We start from the raw sequence: 17,949 nt of genomic DNA on the forward strand, positions 1-17,949 counted from the left end.
CCGCGCACGTTCGGGAGCAGATGCGGGCCGGCCTCTTCGGGCGCACGGGTCCCCCGGGAAGCGATCCGTAGTGGTCGGCAGGCCGATGACAACGGTGACCAGTCGGACATGGCGCACCATCAACCGGTCCCGAACGCACGCCGATTCGGCGTTCTGGAGCCTTTTGGCCGGTAAGACGCCCCTGGCGTCGAACAAGCGTGTAGCTTGCCGGGTCAGGAAGGCCGGGGGGACCGGTGTGCCGGTGCTACGGGGGTGTGCTCGATGGGCGTGCGGCTCATGGTGGTCGATGATCACAGACTGCTCGCCGAGGCGCTCGCCTCGGCGCTGAAGCTGCGGGGCCATCGCGTCCTCGCGGCGGCCGCGCCGACTTCGGGGGCGGCGGAACTGGTGGTCAGCAGGGCCCCGGAGGTCTGCCTGTTCGGCACCGCGGCACCCGCCGAACCCGGCGCCTTCGACCCGATCGTACGGATCCGCCGCGAGCGCCCGCAGGTGGCCGTCGTGGTGCTCGGACCGGTGCCCAGCCCGCGCGGGATCGCGGCGGCGTTCGCCGCGGGGGCCGCGGGATACGTCCGCCACGACGAGCGCATGGAGGGCGTCGAACGGGCGATGGTCAAGGCGCGGGCCGGCGAGGCGGCGGTGGCGCCGCAACTCCTCCAGGGCGCCTTCGCCGAACTGCTCAATCCCGCCGCGGCGCCGGACGACGAGGGGCAGCGGCTGCTGCAGATGCTCACCCCGCGCGAGGTCGAGGTCCTGGTGCGGGTCGCCGAGGGGGAGGACACCCGGCTGATCGCGGCCGGGATGCGGATCGCGCCGAGCACCGCGCGTACGCATGTGCAGCGGGTGCTGATGAAGCTGGGCGTCGGCTCCCGTCTCGAGGCCGCGGCACTCGCGGCCCGCACGGGACTGCTGGACCGCGCGGCACCGGTCGGCCGACCGGACCGGCCGAACCGCTGAGTCGCGCCCCGCCCCGCTCGCCCCGCCTTTTTCCGCGCCACGCACAGCCATCCACGCACAGCCATCCACGCACAGCCATCCACGCACGCCCGGACACCGGACCCTGGCCCATGCCGTCCGGCGTGGGCCACTCATTGACGCCTTTGTTGAGTTGTGGTTCATTGTGTTTGGTTATGTTTGGAGGAACCTGGTGAAGAAGACGGTTACGACGCTCGCCGACGGCCGGGAGCTGCTCTACTACGACGGCCGCGACGATGCCGTGCGCGATGCCGTCGACCGGCGCCCCCTCGACGCCGTATCGACCTCGTCCGAGATCCGTCGTGACCCGTTCCTCGGCGACAGCGTCGCCATCGCCTCGCACCGCCAGGGCCGCATCTACCACCCGCCGGCCGACGAGTGCCCGCTCTGCCCCTCGCGGGACGGCCGGCAGAGCGAGATCCCCGAGGCCGACTACGACGTCGCCGTCTTCGAGAACCGCTTCCCCTCGCTCGCCGGTGACTCCGGCCGCTGCGAGGTCGTCTGCTTCACCTCCGACCACGACGCGTCCTTCGCCGACCTCACCGAGGACCAGGCCGCCCTGGTCCTGGAGGCATGGACCGACCGCACCGCCGAACTCGCCGAACTCCCGCAGGTCAAGCAGGTGTTCTGCTTCGAGAACCGGGGCGCCGAGATCGGTGTAACGCTCGGCCACCCGCACGGCCAGATCTACGCGTACCCCTTCGTCACCCCGCGCACCGAGCTGATGTTCCGCTCGATGGCGGCCCACCGCGCCGAGACCGGCGGCAATCTCTTCGACGACGTGGTGGCCCGCGAGGAGGCGGACGGCTCCCGGATCGTCATCGACGGCGAGCACTGGGTCGCCTTCGTGCCGTACGCCGCGCACTGGCCGTACGAGGTCCACCTCCACCCGCGCCGCCGCGTCCCCGACCTGCGGGAACTCGACGAGGCCGCGCGCACGGAGTTCCCACAGATCTATCTGGAACTCTTGAGGCGATTCGACCGGATCTTCGGCCCCGGCGAGCCGCCGACCCCGTACATCTCGGCCTGGCACCAGGCCCCGTTCGGTGTCCCCGGACGGGAGGACTTCGGGCTCCATCTGGAGCTTTTCACCATCCGACGTACCTCCGGCAAGCTGAAGTTCCTCGCGGGTTCCGAATCCGGTATGAACGTGTTCATCAACGATGTGCCGCCGGAGGCCGCGGCCCAGCGACTGCGAGAGGTAGCGAGCGAGTGAGCAAGCCCCAGAAGAAGTACCTGGTCACGGGCGGCGCGGGATATGTCGGCAGTGTGGTCGCCCAGCACCTGCTGGAGGCCGGGCACGCGGTCACCGTTCTGGACGACCTCTCGACCGGGTTCCGGGAGGGTGTCCCGGCCGGGGCCGAGTTCATCGAGGGCCGCGTCCAGGACGCGGCGAAGTGGCTGGACCCCTCCTACGACGGGGTGCTGCACTTCGCCGCGTACTCCCAGGTCGGCGAGTCCGTCACGGACCCGGAGAAGTACTGGGTGAACAACGTCGGCGGGTCCCTCGCGCTGCTCGCCGCGATGCGGGACGCCGAAGTGCGCACCCTGGTCTTCTCCTCCACCGCCGCCACCTACGGCGAACCGGTCACCACCCCCATCACCGAGTCCGACGCGACCGCGCCCACCAACCCCTACGGCGCCACCAAACTCGCCGTCGATCACATGATCACCGGCGAGGCGGCCGCGCACGGACTGGCCGCGGTCTCGCTGCGCTACTTCAACGTGGCGGGCGCGTACGGCAGTTGCGGGGAGCGGCACAACCCCGAGTCGCACCTCATCCCGCTGGTCCTCCAGGTCGCCCTCGGCCGGCGCGAGTCGATCTCCGTGTACGGCGACGACTACCCGACCCCCGACGGCACCTGCGTCCGCGACTACATCCATGTCGCCGACCTCGCCGAGGCCCACCTGCTGGCCCTGGACGCGGCCACCGCGGGCGAGCACCTGATCTGCAACCTCGGCAACGGCAACGGCTTCTCGGTGCGCGAGGTCATCGAGACCGTCCGCGAGGTCACCGGCCACCCCGTCCCGGAGACCGCGGCCCCCCGCCGCGCCGGTGACCCCGCCGTGCTGGTCGCCTCCGCCGCCACCGCCAGGGAGCGGCTCGGCTGGTCGCCGTCCCGCGCCGACCTGGCCGGAATCGTCACCGACGCCTGGACGTTCGCCCGCCGAGAGGAGCCCACCGCCCCATGACCGAGAACAGTGAGCCGACCGCCTCCCTCGCCGAGCCGGACACCTCCCTCACCGAGCTGACCGCCTCCTTCGCCGAGCTGTACGGGCGTGCGCCCGAAGGGATCTGGGCAGCCCCCGGCCGGGTCAACCTGATCGGCGAGTACACCGACTTCAACGACGGCTTCGTGATGCCGCTCGCCCTGCCGCACACCGCACGCGCGGCCGTCGCCCGCCGCACCGACGGCGAACTGCGGCTCCACTCGACCGACGTACCCGGCGGCGTCGTCCGGCTCCGGATCGACGAACTGGCCCCGCACCAGGGGCACGGCTGGGCGGCGTACCCGGCCGGAGTCGTCTGGGCGCTGCGCGAGGCCGGCCACCCGGTCACCGGGGCGGACATCCAGCTGACCTCCACCGTCCCCACCGGCGCGGGCCTGTCCTCCTCCGCCGCGCTGGAGGTCGTCACCGCGCTCGCCCTGAACGAGCTCTTCGGACTCGGGCTCTCCGCACCGGAACTGGCGGTTCTCGGCCAGCGTGCCGAGAACGCCTTCGTCGGGGTGCCGTGCGGGGTCATGGACCAGATGGCCTCCGCCTGCTGCACCGAGGGCCACGCCCTCCACCTGGACACCCGCGACCTCACCCGGCGCCAGGTCCCCTTCGACCTGGCCGCGAGCGGACTGCGGCTGCTCGTGGTCGACACCCAGGTCAAGCACGCGCTCGGCGACGGCGCCTACGCGGAGCGGCGGGCCGGCTGCGAGGCGGGCGCGGCGGCGCTCGGCGTACGGACGCTGCGCGAGGTGCCGTACGACGGCCTCGGCGCGGCCCTGGACACCCTGGCCATGGCCGACGTCGACGAGTCCGTGGTGCGCTACGTACGCCATGTGGTCAGCGACAACCAGCGGGTGGAGCAGGTCATCGCGCTGCTCGACGCGGGCGACGTGCGGGCCGTGGGCCCGGTCCTCGACGCGGGGCACGCCTCGCTCCGCGACGATCTGCGGGTCTCCTGCCCGGAGCTGGACCTGGTGGTGTCGGCGGCCGGCGAGGCCGGGGCGCTCGGTGCCCGGATGACCGGCGGCGGCTTCGGCGGTTCGGCGATCGTGCTGGTGGCGGAGGAGCAGGCGGACACGGTCTCCAAGTCCGTGCTGGAGGCCTTCGCCTCGGCGGGTCACGCGACGCCGCGGATCTTCCCGGCCGTGCCCTCGGCGGGTGCCCGCCGCCTCAGCCGAGTTCCTTCGTCAGGATGAACTCGGTGACCCCGGGCGGGTAGTTCTCGACCCGCCCGCTCACCTCGTAGCCCCGTTCCCGGTAGAAGTCCGGCGCCTGGAAACCCCAGGTCTCCAGCCGGGAGCGGGTACAGGCCCGGTCCGCCCCGGCCACCCGCTCCGCCTCCGCGAGCAGCAGCGAGCCCAGGCCCCGGCCGCGGTGGCGGGCATCGACCCAGAGCTGGTCCACATGGAGCCAGTACGCCCAGGTGCGGCCGGTCAGTCCACCGGCGACGGCGCCCTCGATGTCCAGCGCCCATACCTCCAACGGGAGTTCCCGCCCGGCGGGGCCGGTGCGCAGCGCGCGCAGCTCCGGGGAGCCGGCCGTGTTGTCGTCGCGCAGGCGCCGGCCCAGCAAGGTACGCCGCCGTTTGTCCACTTCTGTCTCAAGACGAAACATGGACCACACCTTAGAACCGCCCGGAGCCGGTCAGTTCTGCGAATTGCCTTCCGTTACGGCCCGCCGGCCGTACCCTGATGCACAGCACCGGTGGGGGCCGGTGCTGATTCAGGGGTACGAGACAGTCGGGTGCGGCGCCCGGGGCGGGTGGCGGTCGGGACACGGCGGCGGCCGTGGAACCATGGTCCATCTCCCCGATCCGGGCGTCGTACCCGCGCTGATCCGTCCCCTTCGGCGGGCCCGGGGGTGGCCCGGGAACAGACGCGGCATGGGGGTGCCTGTGGTTCGTATCCGGGTTCTCGTGGTGGACGACCACCGTATTTTCGCCGAGTCGCTCGCAGCGGCACTGGCGGCCGAGCCGGACGTAGAGGTGTCGGCGGCGGGCAGCGGCCCCGCCGCGCTGCGGTGCCTGGAGCGGGCCGCCGCCGAGGGGCGCGGCTACGACGTGATGCTGGTCGATGCCGAACTGGGCATCCTGGGCCCGGCGGGAGACCGCCGGGCGCCGGTCCCGGTCCCCGCCGACGGGGAGAACGCCCCGGTGGACGGCATCTCCCTGGTGGCCGGGGTCCGTTCGGGCCGGCCGTCCGTGCGCACGGTGGTGCTCGCCGAGAAGGACGACCCGCGCCGGGCTGCGCTGGCACTGCAGGCCGGTGCCTTCGGCTGGGTCGCCAAGGACTGCTCCCTGCAACGGCTGCTCGCGGTCATCCGCGGGGTGCTGCGGGACGAGACGCATCTGCCCCCGGCGCTGCTCACCGGCGTGCTGCGGGAGCTGACGGCGGCGCGCAAGCACCGCACCGAGAGCGAGCAGCTGGTCGAGTCCCTGACCCCGCGCGAACGCGAGGTGCTGCGCTGCATGGTGGCGGGCCTGGGCCGCAAGGCGGTGGCCGAGCGGCTCTTCCTCTCCCCGCACACGGTCCGTACCCATATGCAGAACGTGCTGGGGAAGCTGGGCGTGCACTCCACCCTGGCCGCGGTCGCCCTGGCCCGACGCGCGGGCGTCGGCCCGGCCGATCCGGCCCTAGCCGGGAATGTTGTCGAACGGGGCGGTCAACTGGCGTAGCAGTCCGGCCAGTTCGCCCCGCTGCTGGGTGGAGAGCTCGCTCAGGATGGCGCGCTCCTGGGCGAGCAGTCCGGCCAGTGACTGGTCGGCCTTGTCGCGGCCCTCGGCGGTGAGCCGGACGAGCACGCCACGGCGGTCGCTGGGGTCGGGGAGGCGCTCGACGAGGTTCTTCTTGGTCAGGCGGTCGATGCGGTTGGTCATCGTGCCGGAGGTGACCAGGGTCTGGGTGAGGAGCTGGCCGGGGGAGAGCTGGTAGGGGGCGCCGGCGCGACGCAGGGACGTCAGTACGTCGAACTCCCAGGGCTCCAGATTGTGCTCGGAGAAGGCGATCCGGCGGGCCCGGTCCAGATGGCGGGCCAGGCGGGAGACGCGGCTGAGCACCTCGAGTGGTTCCACGTCGAGGTCGGGGCGCTCGCGGCGCCATGCAGCGACCAGTCGGTCGACCTCGTCCTCCATGTCGATCAGTGTAAAGGGTCTGTCGACATGAAGTCTCTTGAATTCAAGTGTCTTGACATCAAGATATTTCTGGCGTGATCCTGACTCCATGACCTCACCCACCTGGGACCCGCAGCAGTACCTGCGCCACGCCGACCACCGCACCCGCCCCTTCCTCGACCTCCTCGCCCGCATCGCCGACCTCCCGGCCGCCCCCGCGCCGCGTATCGCCGACCTCGGCTGCGGAGCGGGCAACGTCACCGCCCTGCTCGCCGACTGCTGGCCCGAGGCCCGGATCACCGGCTACGACAACTCCCCGCAGATGCTCGAACGGGCCCGCGCCCACGCCGGCCCCCGCCTCGACTTCGCCGAGGCCGACGCCACGACCTGGACCCCCGCCGAGCCGTACGACCTGATCGTCTCCAACGCCCTGCTCCAGTGGGTCCCCGACCACGCCGCCCGCTTCCCGGACTGGCTGGACGCGATCACCCCCGGCGGCACGTTCGCCTTCCAGGTCCCCGGCAACTTCGACCAGCCCAGCCACGTCCTGATGCGGGAACTCGCCGGCTCCCCGCGCTGGCGCGAGCGCCTGGCCGGCGAGCTGCGCCATGCCGACGCCGTGCTCGCCCCCACCGCCTACCTCGACGCGCTGACCGCCCCCGGCATCACGGCGGACGTCTGGGAGACCACGTACCTGCATCTGCTGCCCGGCGAGGACCCGGTGCTCGACTGGGTGAAGGGCACCGGCCTGCGCCCCGTCCTGACCGCCCTGGCCGACGACCCCGAGGCCCGCGACGCGTTCCTCGCCGAGTACCGCGACCTGCTGCGCACCGCCTACCCCCGGGGCCCGCACGGCACCGTCTTCCCGTTCCGCCGCATCTTCGCCGTGGCCCGCAAGGAGAAGTGATGATCGCCGCCGTCGACCACGTCCAGCTCGCTGCCCCGGAGGGTTCCGAGGATGCCCTTCGTGCCTACTACGCGGACATCCTCGGCATGACGGAGATCGCCAAACCCCCGGTACTCGCGTCCCGCGGCGGCTGCTGGTTCCAGGCGGGCCCGGTCCAGCTCCACCTGGGTGTCGAGCAGGACTTCCGCCCGGCAAGGAAGGCCCACCCGGGCCTGCGCGTCACGGACATCGAGGCGTACGCGGCCCGGCTGACGGAGCGGGGCGCCGAGGTGCACTGGGACGGCGACCTGCCGGGACACCGCCGCTTCTACAGCCACGACCCGGTGGGGAACCGGCTGGAGTTCCTGGAGCGGACGGACGGCTGACCGTCACAGCTCTTCCAGCGCCTCCCGGGTGATGTCGATGTCGATCGGGAACGGCACGCCCGTCTTGAGGCGGTCGTGGTGGATCCCCGTCAGGGCGTACGCCCTGGACACCGGGTCCAGCTCGTACACCCGCACCACCGGGTGGTTGTCGGTGCCGGCCATGTCGACCAGCCAGAAGTTCGGGATACCGGCCGCCGCGTACTTCTGCGGCTTGGCGTCGCGGTCGCGGGCCTCGGAATCGGGCGAGACGACCGCGACGGCGAGCAGGACGTCGGCGGCCTGGAAACGGGTCTGCTCAAGATCGGTGACGGCGTCGGCGCGGACGACGGACACATCGGGTTCCGGACCGTTGCGCTGATCCAGCACCACGGTCATCTCACGCTCGGCCTTCTGGCCGGCCGGGATCGTGGCACGCAGGCCGTTCATCAGCAAGTCGATCATTTTGGCGTGGAAACGGCGCTGTGGACTCACAAAAACCAGGCTCCCGTCGAGCAACTCCGTGTGCGGCGGGAGATCGGGCAAGGTGAACAGATCGTCCACCGTGTATCCGTCCTGGGGCGGCACCGGCCAGCGGGAGCTGTGCGCGGTGAACGGCTCGGCGGTCATGATTCCTCCCATGGACGGGATTCTTGGCCCTACGGACCACAGTAGGGGCCGCTTCCCCGAGCCGTCATCACAACGGGTGACCGGCCCCCCGTTCAGCTCTTGCGGTGCCCTATCAGCCTCGGCTTCGCCTCCAGGTTCTCCAGGCCGTGCCAGGCCAGGTTCACCAGGTGGGCGGCGACCTCCGACTTCTTCGGCTTGCGGGCGTTCACCCACCACTGGCCGGTCAGGGCGACCATGCCGACCAGCGCCTGTGCGTACAGCGGGGCCAGCTTCGGGTCGAAGCCGCGGGCCTTGAACTCCAGGCCCAGGATGTCCTCCACCTGGGTGGCGATATCGCTGATCAGGGAGGCGAAGGTGCCCGTCGACTGGGCCACGGGGGAGTCGCGGACCAGGATGCGGAAGCCGTCCGTGTACGTCTCGATGTAGTCGAGCAGGGCGAACGCCGCCTGCTCCAGCAGCTCGCGGGGATGGCCCGCGGTCAGCGCGCTGGTGACCATGTCGAGGAGCTGGCGCATCTCGCGGTCGACCACGACGGCGTACAGGCCCTCCTTGCCGCCGAAGTGCTCGTACACGACCGGCTTGGAGACACCGGCGCGGGACGCGATCTCCTCGACCGAGGTGCCCTCGAAACCCTTGTCGGCGAAGAGGGTGCGACCGATGTCCAGCAACTGCTCGCGGCGTTCCTTGCCGGTCATCCGCACCCGGCGGGTGCGCCGAGGGGAGGAGGAAGGACGTTTGTTCTCGCTGCTGGTGCTGGAGTCGGTCGCCACGTCGTCAATCATGCCGCGTCGGCGCGCTCGGGGGCGCGCCGGGAGTCGATACGGCGGGACTCGACCCGGGCAGCGTCCGGCCAGCGCACGTCGTGCGCCCAGCCCAGCTTCTCGAACCAGCGGATCAACCGGGCACTCGAATCGATCTGCCCCCTCATCACACCGTGCCGGGCACTCGTCGGATCGGCGTGGTGCAGGTTGTGCCAGGACTCCCCGCAGGACAGGACCGCGAGCCACCACACGTTCCCGGACCGGTCACGCGACTTGAAGGGCCGCTTGCCGACCGCGTGGCAGATCGAGTTGATCGACCAGGTGACGTGGTGCAGCAGGGCCACCCGGACCAGCGAGCCCCAGAAGAAGGCTGTCGCCGCACCCCACCACGACATCGTCACCAGACCGCCGACCAGCGGCGGGAACGCCAGCGACAGGACCGTGAAGGTCATGAAGTGGCGGGAGACGCCGCGGAGCGCCGGGTCCTTGACCAGGTCGGGGGCGTACTTCTGCTGCGAAGTCTGCTCCTCGTCGAACATCCAGCCGATATGGGCCCACCACAGGCCCTTCATCAGGGCGGGCAGGCTCTCACCGAAGCGCCACGGCGAGTGCGGGTCGCCCTCCGCGTCGGAGAAACGGTGATGCTTGCGGTGGTCGGCCACCCAGCGCACCAGCGGGCCCTCCACGGCCAGCGAACCGGCGACGGCGAGAGCGATGCGGAGCGGGCGCTTCGCCTTGAAGGAGCCATGCGTGAAATAGCGGTGGAAACCGATCGTGATGCCGTGGCAGCCGATGAAGTACATCGCCACGAGCAGGCCCAGATCGAGCCAGCTCACGCCGCGGCCCCAGGCCAGCGGCACCGCCGCGACCAGCGCCACGAACGGCACCACGATGAACAGCAGAAGGGCGATCTGCTCGATCGACCGCTTGTTGTCCCCGCCGAGCGTGGCGGAGGGAAGGGTCTGACCGTCGGCCGCCGATGGCTGGGAGTCGTCGATCGCAGCGGGGCTGGTGTTCATGGGGAGTCCCCTGGGGATGAGGAATACGACGGATAGCTCTGGCTACGGTTCCGTAACCTACGGCAACGTAAGTATGGCAGCGCGGAGGCCCGCTGCACGAGAGCGCGACGGGCCGCCCACGAAGGGGAAACCCGATCGGGCCGCGAGCGGTGCCGACGGAGTGGACACCTATCCTGGTGGGGTCGGACAGCGCGGTCCGCACTCTGCTTTCCCGGGGTGGCGTCAGCACCGCTGCCGGTCGTGGCCCCGGAGACCCCTGTGGCCGCCGCCTGCCGCGGCCCCGGAGAACCCCCGTGCTCAACCACTGCAAGGAGCCGCACACTGTGAGCAGTGCCGACCAGACCCCCGCCGCCAGCCCCGAGCTGCGCGCCGACATCCGCCGCCTCGGCGACCTGCTGGGCGAGACCCTCGTACGCCAGGAGGGCCAGGAACTCCTCGACCTCGTCGAGCGCGTCCGCGCCCTGACCCGCACCGACGGCGAAGCCGCGGCCCAGCTCCTCGGCGACACGGACCTGGAGACCGCCGCGCAGCTCGTGCGCGCCTTCTCCACCTACTTCCACCTCGCCAACGTCACCGAGCAGGTCCACCGCGCCCACGAGATGCGCGACCGCCGCGCCGCCGAGGGCGGGCTCCTCGCCCGCACCGCCGACCGGCTCAAGGACGCCGACCCCGTCCACCTGCGCGAGACCGTCAAGAACCTCAACGTACGACCCGTCTTCACCGCACACCCGACCGAGGCTGCCCGGCGCTCCGTGCTGAACAAGCTCCGCCGCATCGCCGCGCTCCTGGAGACGCCCGTCGTCGACGCCGACCGGCGCCGCCAGGACCTCCGGCTCGCCGAGAACATCGACCTCATCTGGCAGACCGACGAACTGCGCGTGGTCCGCCCCGAGCCCGCCGACGAAGCCCGCAACGCCATCTACTACCTCGACGAACTGCACGCCAACGCCGTCGGCGACGTACTCGAGGACCTGGCCGCCGAACTCGAACGCGTCGGCGTCGAACTGCCCGCGGGCACCCGCCCGCTCACCTTCGGCACCTGGATCGGCGGCGACCGCGACGGCAACCCCAACGTGACGCCCGCCGTCACCTGGGAAGTGCTGATCCTCCAGCACGAACACGGCATCACCGACGCCCTCGAACTCATCGACCACCTGCGCGGACTGCTCTCCAACTCCATCCGCTACACCGGTGCCACCGACGAACTGCTGACCTCGCTCGAAGCCGACCTGGAACGCCTCCCCGAGATCAGCCCGCGCTACAAGCGGCTGAACGCCGAGGAGCCCTACCGCCTCAAGGCCACCTGCATCCGGCAGAAGCTCGTCAACACCCGCGAGCGCCTCGCCACCGGCACCCCGCACCGCCCCGGCTGCGACTACCTCGGCACCGCCGAACTCCTCGCCGACCTGGAACTCATCCAGACCTCACTGCGCGAGCACCGCGGCGGACTCTTCGCCGACGGGCGGATGGACCGCACCATCCGCACCCTCTCCGCCTTCGGCCTCCAGCTCGCCACCATGGACGTCCGCGAGCACGCCGACGCCCACCACCACGCCCTCGGCCAGCTCTTCGACCGGCTCGGCGAGGAATCCTGGCGCTACGCCGACATGCCCCGCGACTACCGGCAGAAGCTCCTCGCCAAGGAACTCCGTTCCCGCCGTCCGCTCGCCCCGACCCCGGCCCCCCTCGACGCCGCCGGCGAGAAGACCCTCGGCGTCTTCCACACCGTCAAGGAAGCCTTCGAGCGCTTCGGCCCCGAAGTCATCGAGTCCTACATCATCTCGATGTGCCAGGGCGCCGACGATGTCTTCGCCGCCGCCGTACTCGCCCGCGAGGCCGGCCTGATCGACCTGCACGGCGGCTGGGCCAAGATCGGCATCGTGCCGCTCCTGGAGACCACCGACGAGCTGCGCGCCGCCGACGTCATCCTCGACGAGATGCTCGCCGACCCGTCGTACCGCCGTCTCGTCTCGCTGCGCGGAGACGTGCAGGAGGTCATGCTCGGCTACTCCGACTCCTCCAAGTTCGGCGGCATCACCACCTCCCAGTGGGAGATCCACCGCGCCCAGCGCCGCCTTCGCGACGTCGCACACCGCTACGGCGTACGGCTGCGGCTCTTCCACGGCCGCGGCGGCACCGTCGGCCGCGGCGGCGGCCCCTCGCACGACGCGATCCTCGCGCAGCCGTGGGGCACGCTGGAGGGCGAGATCAAGGTGACCGAGCAGGGCGAGGTCATCTCCGACAAGTACCTCATCCCGGCGCTCGCCCGGGAGAACCTGGAGCTGACCGTCGCGGCCACCCTCCAGGCCTCCGCGCTGCACACCGCGCCCCGCCAGTCCGACGAGGCCCTCGCCCGCTGGGACGCCGCGATGGACACGGTCTCCGACGCGGCGCACGCGGCCTACCGCAAGCTCGTCGAGGACCCGGACCTGCCCGCGTACTTCTTCGCGGCCACCCCGGTCGACCAGCTCGCCGACCTCCACCTCGGCTCCCGCCCGTCCCGCCGCCCCGACTCGGGCGCCGGACTCGACGGACTGCGGGCCATCCCGTGGGTCTTCGGCTGGACCCAGTCCCGCCAGATCGTGCCCGGCTGGTACGGCGTCGGCTCCGGACTCAAGGCACTGCGCGAAGCCGGCCTGGACACCGTCCTGGACGAAATGCACGAACACTGGCACTTCTTCCGGAACTTCATCTCCAACGTCGAGATGACCCTCGCCAAGACCGACCTGCGCATCGCCCGGCACTACGTCGACACACTCGTCCCCGACGAACTGAAGCACGTCTTCGCCGACATCGAGGCCGAGCACGCACTCACCGTGCAGGAAGTCCTCAAGGTTACCGGCGGCACCGAACTGCTCGGCACCAGCCCCGTGCTCCAGCAGACCTTCGCCATCCGCGACGCCTACCTGGACCCCATCTCCTACCTCCAGGTCTCGCTGCTGGCCCGCCAGCGCGAAGCCGCGGCACGCGGCGAAGAGCCCGACCCGCTGCTCGCCAGGGCCCTGCTGCTCACCGTGAACGGTGTCGCCGCGGGCCTGCGCAACACCGGCTGAGAGCCTGTCGGGTGACCTTCGATCGGGTACCGGACGCGGTCTGGTGCGTGCGATTCCAAGGCGCCGGGATGTCCTCGTAGCGGAGCTACTAGGGCATTTCGGCAACGCGGGCAGCGTGCGTGCCAGGGCGTGACCGCCCGGTCAGAGGCCACCCGACAGGCTCTGGGCCCACCCGGACACGGGGGCGGCCCCGCTCACAGCGCGAAGAACGTCGCCACGAGCAGGGCCGCACCCGCGATCCCCGTGCACCAGCCGGTCCGGGACAGCCGCAGGCCACCACCGATCACCAGCCCCGACAGCAACAGCGCACCGCCCAGCGGCACCCAGGCATGCAGAAAGCCCGGCGTCCCGGCACGCACCACATCATCCGTGCCCGGCTTCACCACGACGGGGAACCGGTCGCCCCTCCTCGCCGCGACGGACCTGTCGATCGTCACCCGGGAACGCGCGACGGCCTGCCCCGACGGCGCGAACGGACCGGTACAGACATCGGCGCCGCAACCCGTCACGGTCATCGTGCCGTGCTCACGGCCCTTGGACAGAACTATGTGGTGCGCCTCGTTCCAGGACGACAGCACACCCGCCACCAGCAGCAACAGGACGACACAGCCCATGGCGGCGTTGCGGGCGTAGACCAGGGCGCGGTGGGAGGAGCTCCGCTTCATGGGGAGCGATCCTTGGGCAGACCGGCACCACCGGTCAACTCGTGGCCGAAAATCGCCGGGGTACCGGCAGAAATGTCAGAGTTGTACGCGCCACCGCCGTTGCTGCGGGCGTCAGGAGTTGTACGCGCTCTGCGCGCGCTCCAGGCCCTCCGCCAGCAGACACTCCACCGAGTCCGCAGCCCGGTCCACCATGTACCCGAGCTCCTTGCGCTCGGTGGACGAGAAGTCCTTCAGCACGAAATCCGCGACCTGCATCCGCCCCGGCGGACGCCCGATCCCGAACCGGATCCGGTGATAGTCCGCACCCATCGACTTGGTCATCGACTTGAGCCCGTTGTGCCCGTTGTCGCCGCCACCCAGCTTCAGCCGGAGCGCCCCGTAATCGATGTCCAACTCGTCATGGATCGCCACGACATGGTCCGTCGGCACCTTGTAGAAATCGCGCAGCGCCGTGACGGGGCCGCCCGAGAGGTTCATGTACGACATCGGCTTGGCCAGGATCACCCGCCGGCTCGCCGGACCGGGCGGGCCCATGCGGCCCTCCACGACCTGCGCCTGCGCCTTCTGCGCCCGCTTGAACTTCCCGCCGATCCGCTCGGCCAGGAGATCGGCCACCATGAAGCCGACATTGTGCCGGTTCGCCGCGTACTCGGGACCGGGATTGCCGAGGCCCACGATGAGCCAGGGATCAGTGGCGTCGGACATCTCTGCTCGGTCTCCTCGCGTGCGACGGCTGGTTACAGGTGGCTGATCACAGGGAAACGGGGCGGCGGGTCCTCGAACAAGGAACCGCCGCCCCGTCAGTCAAGCAGTGCGGGCGAGGCTCAGGCCTCGGCGCCCGCTTCGGCGGACTCGGCAGTCGGCTCCTCGGCCTGCGCGGCGACGACCTGGAGCACGACGGCGTCCTCGTCACCGGCCAGCACGGAGCCCTTCGGCAGCGGGATGTCCTTGGCGAGGACGGACGCACCGGCGTCCAGGCCCGCGACGGAGACCGTGACGGACTCGGGGATGTGGGTGGCCTCGGCCTCGACGAGCAGGGTGTTCTGCACGTACTCCAGGAGGTTGCCGCCCGGGGCCAGGTCGCCCTCGACGTGCACGGCGACCTCGACGTTGACCTTCTCGCCGCGCTTGACGGTCAGCAGGTCGACGTGCTCGATGTCGCCCCTGAGCGGGTTGCGCTGCACGGCCTTCGGGATGACCAGCGCGTCCTTGCCGTCGATCTCCAGACCGATCAGGACGTTGGCGGTCTTGAGCGCCATCATCAGCTCGTGACCCGGCAGGGTGACGTGAACCGGCTCGGCACCGTGGCCGTAGACGACCGCGGGAACCAGGTTGGCGCGGCGGGTGCGACGGGCGGCACCCTTGCCGAACTCGGTACGGACCTGGGCGGCGAGCTTGACCTCAGCCATGACTGCACTCCTCGTGAGGTGACGAAAATCGGACGGTCACCCGGCCCACGACAGGCCTGCTACGAAGAGCGCGTCGATAACGGACCGCCGTACACATGAGTACGGCCTCCCTCGCCGAGCAACTCGCTGAGTCTACCCGGCGGGGAGGCCGCCCCCAAAGTGGATCTTCGGTACCGCTGTTCCTACTGCTCCTCGAAGAGGCTGGTGACCGAGCCGTCCTCGAAGACCTCACGCACCGCGCGCGCGATCGTCGGGGCGATCGACAGCACCGTGATCTTGTCGAGCTCCAGCTCGCCCGGGGTCGGCAGGGTGTCCGTGAACACGAACTCGCTGACCTTGGAGTTCTTCAGCCGGTCTGCGGCCGGACCCGAGAGCACACCGTGCGTCGCCGTCACTATGACGTCCTCGGCACCGTGCGCGAACAGGGCGTCGGCAGCGGCGCAGATGGTGCCACCGGTGTCGATCATGTCGTCGACCAGGACACAGACCCGGCCCTTCACATTGCCGACGACCTCGTGGACCGTCACCTGGTTGGCGACGTCCTTGTCCCGGCGCTTGTGCACGATGGCGAGCGGGGCGTCCAGGCGGTCGCACCAGCGGTCGGCGACCCGCACCCGGCCGGCGTCCGGGGAGACGATCGTCAGCTTCGAGCGGTCGACCTTGGCGCCGACGTAGTCGGCCAGGATCGGCAGCGCGAAGAGGTGGTCCACCGGGCCGTCGAAGAAGCCCTGGATCTGGTCCGTGTGCAGGTCGACGGTGAGGATGCGGTCGGCACCCGCCGTCTTCATCAGGTCGGCGACCAGACGGGCCGAGATCGGCTCGCGACCGCGGTGCTTCTTGTCCTGGCGGGCGTAGCCGTAGAACGGCACGATCACCGTGATGGAACGGGCCGAGGCGCGCTTCAGCGCGTCCAGCATGATGAGCTGCTCCATGATCCACTTGTTGATCGGAGCGGTGTGGCTCTGGATCAGGAAGCAGTCGGCGCCGCGGGCCGATTCCTGGAAGCGGACGTAGATCTCACCGTTGGCGAAATCGAAGGCCTTCGTCGGCACGAGGCCGACACCCAGCTGGTGCGCAACCTCCTCGGCCAGCTCGGGGTGGGCGCGGCCGGAGAAGAGCATCAGTTTCTTCTCGCCGGTCGTCTTGATCCCGGTCACAGCACAGTCTCCTCAGACGTGTTCCTGGCGCTGCGCGCATGTGTCCCGATGCGCAACGAGCCAGCCGAAATGGGGTGAGCATCTATCACGGTACGCCGTGCGCGGCGCACCTGTTTCCGGTCAGCTTTCGCTGTCGCGCTCCGATGCGGCGGCCTGAGCCGCCTGCGCGGCGCCGCTTCCCGGACGCTTGCGGGCAACCCAACCCTCGATATTCCTTTGCTGGCCGCGGGCGACGGCCAGCGAACCGGGCGGTACGTCCTTGGTGATGACCGAGCCGGCCGCGGTGTAGGCGCCGTCCCCGACCGTGACGGGCGCCACAAACATATTGTCCGACCCGGTACGGCAGTGGGAGCCGATCGTGGTGTGGTGCTTGGCCACGCCGTCGTAGTTCACGAAGACGCTGGCGGCACCGATGTTGGTGTGGTCGCCGATCGTCGCGTCGCCGACGTAGCTCAGGTGCGGGACCTTGGTGCCTTCGCCGATCGTGGCGTTCTTCATCTCCACGTACGTACCGGCCTTGGCCTTCGTGCCGAGCGTGGTGCCGGGCCGCAGATAGGCGTACGGACCGACCGTCGCGCCCTCGCCGACCTCGGCCCGGTCCGCGACCGTGTTGTCCACGCGCGCGCCCGCGCGGACGACGGTGTCCGTGAGCCGGGTGTTGGGGCCGACCTCGGCGTCCTCGCCGAGATGCGTGGTGCCGAGCAGCTGGGTGCCCGGGTGCACGATCGCGTCCCGCTCGTAGGTGACAGTGGCGTCGATCAGCGTGGACGCTGGGTCCACGACGGTCACACCGGCCAGCATGGCCCGCTCCAACAGCCGCTGGTTCAGCAGCCGCCGGGCCTCGGCCAGCTGGACCCGGTTGTTGATGCCGAGGATCTCGCGGTGGTCCCCGGCCAGCGAGGCGCCGACCCGGTGCCCGGCCTCGCGCAGGATGGAGAGGACGTCGGTGAGGTACTCCTCGCCCTGGCTGTTGTCGGTACGGACCTTGCCGAGGGCGTCGGCGAGCAGTCGGCCGTCGAAGGCGAAGACCCCGGAGTTGATCTCCCGGATCTCGCGCTGGGCGTCGGTGGCGTCCTTGTGCTCGACGATCCCGGTGACCGCGCCGTCGGCCGGGTCGCGGACGATGCGGCCGTAGCCGGTGGAGTCCGGGACCTCGGCGGTCAGCACGGTGACGGCGTTGGAATCGGCCGTGTGGGTGGCGGCGAGCGCGACGAGCGTCTCGCCGGAGAGCAGCGGGGTGTCGCCGCAGACGACGATCACGGTGCCGTCGACGGTGCCGCCCAGCTCGTCGAGACCGACACGCACGGCGTTGCCGGTGCCCTTCTGCTCGGTCTGGTGGGCGGTCCGCAGCCGGTCGTCGACGGCATCGAGGTGCGCGGTGACCTGCTCGCTGCCGTGGCCGACGACCACGACCAGGTGTTCGGGGTCCAGCTCGCGGGAGGCGGCGACGACATGTCCGACGAGCGAGCGCCCGGAGATCTCGTGCAGGACCTTGGGGGTCTTCGACTTCATGCGGGTGCCCTCACCCGCTGCGAGGACGACGACGGCTGCCGGGCGTTCGGAGCTCACAGAAATGCCCTTCGGCTTCGGGTGGTGGACACCCGAAGGATACCGGGGGGGTATGAGGCAGGCATGGGTGCGGGGGGAGGAACCCCCCCCCCCCCCCCCCCCCCCCCCACCCCCCCCCCCCCCCCCCCCCCCCCCCC

At 70.7% G+C, this 17,949-nt stretch carries 18 protein-coding genes; 8 read left to right on the plus strand and 10 right to left on the minus strand.

The window, feature by feature from the left end; all coding sequences use genetic code 11:
- Positions 1–261: 261 nt before the first annotated feature.
- From ACFVX4_RS13195 to galK, 4 genes are all read left to right on the plus strand, one after another.
- On the plus strand, positions 262–954 hold the full coding sequence (locus ACFVX4_RS13195) for a LuxR C-terminal-related transcriptional regulator (protein ID WP_389975487.1): 693 nt from the start codon (positions 262–264) through the stop codon (positions 952–954).
- 190 nt (positions 955–1,144) lie between these two features.
- A complete protein-coding gene (gene galT, locus ACFVX4_RS13200) occupies positions 1,145–2,188 on the plus strand; it encodes a galactose-1-phosphate uridylyltransferase (protein ID WP_389975490.1) in 1,044 nt (347 codons plus the stop codon).
- Complete coding sequence (galE, locus tag ACFVX4_RS13205) at positions 2,185–3,165, plus strand: UDP-glucose 4-epimerase GalE (RefSeq protein ID WP_389975493.1); 981 nt, start codon at positions 2,185–2,187, stop codon at positions 3,163–3,165. Before galT ends, galE begins: the two co-directional genes overlap by 4 nt.
- The gene (gene galK / locus ACFVX4_RS13210; protein WP_389975496.1) at positions 3,162–4,388 is read left to right on the plus strand and encodes a galactokinase; all 1,227 of its coding nucleotides are present in this window, start codon (positions 3,162–3,164) and stop codon (positions 4,386–4,388) included. Before galE ends, galK begins: the two co-directional genes overlap by 4 nt.
- Here galK and ACFVX4_RS13215 read toward each other — a convergent pair.
- Positions 4,363–4,806: a GNAT family N-acetyltransferase gene (locus ACFVX4_RS13215; protein ID WP_389975498.1), complete on the minus strand. Its 444-nt coding sequence runs from the start codon at positions 4,804–4,806 to the stop codon at positions 4,363–4,365. The two genes, galK and ACFVX4_RS13215, sit on opposite strands and share 26 nt — an antisense overlap.
- A 268-nt stretch (positions 4,807–5,074) precedes the next feature.
- Here ACFVX4_RS13215 and ACFVX4_RS13220 point away from each other — a divergent pair, with 268 nt between their 5' ends.
- Complete coding sequence (locus ACFVX4_RS13220; RefSeq protein ID WP_389975501.1) at positions 5,075–5,866, plus strand: LuxR C-terminal-related transcriptional regulator; 792 nt, start codon at positions 5,075–5,077, stop codon at positions 5,864–5,866.
- On the opposite strand, the gene ACFVX4_RS13225 is transcribed toward ACFVX4_RS13220, so the two are convergent.
- Entirely contained in the window at positions 5,825–6,322 is a 498-nt protein-coding gene (locus ACFVX4_RS13225) for a MarR family winged helix-turn-helix transcriptional regulator (RefSeq protein WP_072487439.1), read from the minus strand. The genes ACFVX4_RS13220 and ACFVX4_RS13225 overlap by 42 nt on opposite strands.
- 88 nt (positions 6,323–6,410) lie before the next feature.
- Here ACFVX4_RS13225 and ACFVX4_RS13230 point away from each other — a divergent pair, with 88 nt between their 5' ends.
- Together ACFVX4_RS13230 and ACFVX4_RS13235 are read left to right on the plus strand one after the other, a co-directional pair.
- Positions 6,411–7,208, plus strand: a complete 798-nt coding sequence (locus ACFVX4_RS13230; protein ID WP_389975504.1) for a trans-aconitate 2-methyltransferase — start codon at positions 6,411–6,413, stop codon at positions 7,206–7,208.
- On the plus strand, positions 7,208–7,573 hold the full coding sequence (locus ACFVX4_RS13235; RefSeq protein ID WP_389975507.1) for a VOC family protein: 366 nt from the start codon (positions 7,208–7,210) through the stop codon (positions 7,571–7,573). Before ACFVX4_RS13230 ends, ACFVX4_RS13235 begins: the two co-directional genes overlap by 1 nt.
- A gap of 3 nt (positions 7,574–7,576) precedes the next feature.
- Here ACFVX4_RS13235 and ACFVX4_RS13240 read toward each other — a convergent pair whose 3' ends face one another.
- The 3 genes from ACFVX4_RS13240 to ACFVX4_RS13250 form a co-directional block, all read right to left on the minus strand.
- Positions 7,577–8,179 carry a Uma2 family endonuclease gene (locus tag ACFVX4_RS13240; RefSeq protein WP_389975801.1) on the minus strand — a complete coding sequence of 201 codons (603 nt, stop codon included), beginning with the start codon at positions 8,177–8,179 and terminating at the stop codon, positions 7,577–7,579.
- Between the two features lie 92 nt (positions 8,180–8,271).
- Entirely contained in the window at positions 8,272–8,961 is a 690-nt protein-coding gene (locus ACFVX4_RS13245; RefSeq protein WP_266418299.1) for a TetR/AcrR family transcriptional regulator, read from the minus strand.
- Positions 8,958–9,959 carry an acyl-CoA desaturase gene (locus ACFVX4_RS13250; RefSeq protein ID WP_389975510.1) on the minus strand — a complete coding sequence of 334 codons (1,002 nt, stop codon included), beginning with the start codon at positions 9,957–9,959 and terminating at the stop codon, positions 8,958–8,960. The genes ACFVX4_RS13245 and ACFVX4_RS13250 overlap by 4 nt, the downstream gene beginning before the upstream one ends.
- Before the next feature lie 323 nt (positions 9,960–10,282).
- Between ACFVX4_RS13250 and ppc the strand changes: the two genes are divergently transcribed.
- Positions 10,283–13,012 (plus strand): phosphoenolpyruvate carboxylase, encoded by a 2,730-nt coding sequence (gene ppc, locus ACFVX4_RS13255; protein WP_389975513.1) that lies wholly within the window; start codon positions 10,283–10,285, stop codon positions 13,010–13,012.
- Positions 13,013–13,206: 194 nt separating this feature from the next.
- Here ppc and ACFVX4_RS13260 read toward each other — a convergent pair whose 3' ends face one another.
- From ACFVX4_RS13260 to glmU, 5 genes are all read right to left on the minus strand, one after another.
- A complete protein-coding gene (locus ACFVX4_RS13260) occupies positions 13,207–13,677 on the minus strand; it encodes a hypothetical protein (RefSeq protein WP_389975515.1) in 471 nt (156 codons plus the stop codon).
- Between the two features lie 111 nt (positions 13,678–13,788).
- Entirely contained in the window at positions 13,789–14,382 is a 594-nt protein-coding gene (gene pth / locus ACFVX4_RS13265; RefSeq protein ID WP_389975518.1) for an aminoacyl-tRNA hydrolase, read from the minus strand.
- Positions 14,383–14,501: 119 nt separating this feature from the next.
- The gene (locus tag ACFVX4_RS13270) at positions 14,502–15,086 is read right to left on the minus strand and encodes a 50S ribosomal protein L25/general stress protein Ctc (RefSeq protein ID WP_389975521.1); all 585 of its coding nucleotides are present in this window, start codon (positions 15,084–15,086) and stop codon (positions 14,502–14,504) included.
- A 182-nt stretch (positions 15,087–15,268) separates the two neighbouring features.
- Positions 15,269–16,243 carry a ribose-phosphate diphosphokinase gene (locus ACFVX4_RS13275; protein WP_030976866.1) on the minus strand — a complete coding sequence of 325 codons (975 nt, stop codon included), beginning with the start codon at positions 16,241–16,243 and terminating at the stop codon, positions 15,269–15,271.
- A gap of 120 nt (positions 16,244–16,363) precedes the next feature.
- Positions 16,364–17,812 (minus strand): bifunctional UDP-N-acetylglucosamine diphosphorylase/glucosamine-1-phosphate N-acetyltransferase GlmU, encoded by a 1,449-nt coding sequence (glmU, locus tag ACFVX4_RS13280; protein WP_389975524.1) that lies wholly within the window; start codon positions 17,810–17,812, stop codon positions 16,364–16,366.
- Positions 17,813–17,949: the final 137 nt, after the last annotated feature.

Origin of the sequence: Streptomyces sp. NPDC058240 (assembly GCF_042882135.1) — a bacterium.
Taxonomy (GTDB): Bacteria; Actinomycetota; Actinomycetes; order Streptomycetales; family Streptomycetaceae; genus Streptomyces.

Excerpts from the sequence above, each read along its gene's own strand:
- ACFVX4_RS13230 (WP_389975504.1), top strand. The coding sequence starts at position 6,411 with ATGACCTCACCCACCTGGGACCCGCAGCAGTACCTGCGCCACGCCGAC.
- galK (WP_389975496.1), top strand. The coding sequence starts at position 3,162 with ATGACCGAGAACAGTGAGCCGACCGCCTCCCTCGCCGAGCCGGACACC.
- ACFVX4_RS13225 (WP_072487439.1), bottom strand. The coding sequence starts at position 6,322 with ATGGAGGACGAGGTCGACCGACTGGTCGCTGCATGGCGCCGCGAGCGC.
- ACFVX4_RS13240 (WP_389975801.1), bottom strand. The coding sequence starts at position 8,179 with ATGACCGCCGAGCCGTTCACCGCGCACAGCTCCCGCTGGCCGGTGCCG.
- pth (WP_389975518.1), bottom strand. The coding sequence starts at position 14,382 with ATGTCCGACGCCACTGATCCCTGGCTCATCGTGGGCCTCGGCAATCCC.
- ACFVX4_RS13270 (WP_389975521.1), bottom strand. The coding sequence starts at position 15,086 with ATGGCTGAGGTCAAGCTCGCCGCCCAGGTCCGTACCGAGTTCGGCAAG.
- ACFVX4_RS13195 (WP_389975487.1), top strand. The coding sequence starts at position 262 with ATGGGCGTGCGGCTCATGGTGGTCGATGATCACAGACTGCTCGCCGAG.
- ACFVX4_RS13250 (WP_389975510.1), bottom strand. The coding sequence starts at position 9,959 with ATGAACACCAGCCCCGCTGCGATCGACGACTCCCAGCCATCGGCGGCC.
- ACFVX4_RS13260 (WP_389975515.1), bottom strand. The coding sequence starts at position 13,677 with ATGAAGCGGAGCTCCTCCCACCGCGCCCTGGTCTACGCCCGCAACGCC.
- ACFVX4_RS13215 (WP_389975498.1), bottom strand. The coding sequence starts at position 4,806 with ATGTTTCGTCTTGAGACAGAAGTGGACAAACGGCGGCGTACCTTGCTG.
- ACFVX4_RS13220 (WP_389975501.1), top strand. The coding sequence starts at position 5,075 with ATGGGGGTGCCTGTGGTTCGTATCCGGGTTCTCGTGGTGGACGACCAC.
- ACFVX4_RS13245 (WP_266418299.1), bottom strand. The coding sequence starts at position 8,961 with ATGATTGACGACGTGGCGACCGACTCCAGCACCAGCAGCGAGAACAAA.
- ACFVX4_RS13235 (WP_389975507.1), top strand. The coding sequence starts at position 7,208 with ATGATCGCCGCCGTCGACCACGTCCAGCTCGCTGCCCCGGAGGGTTCC.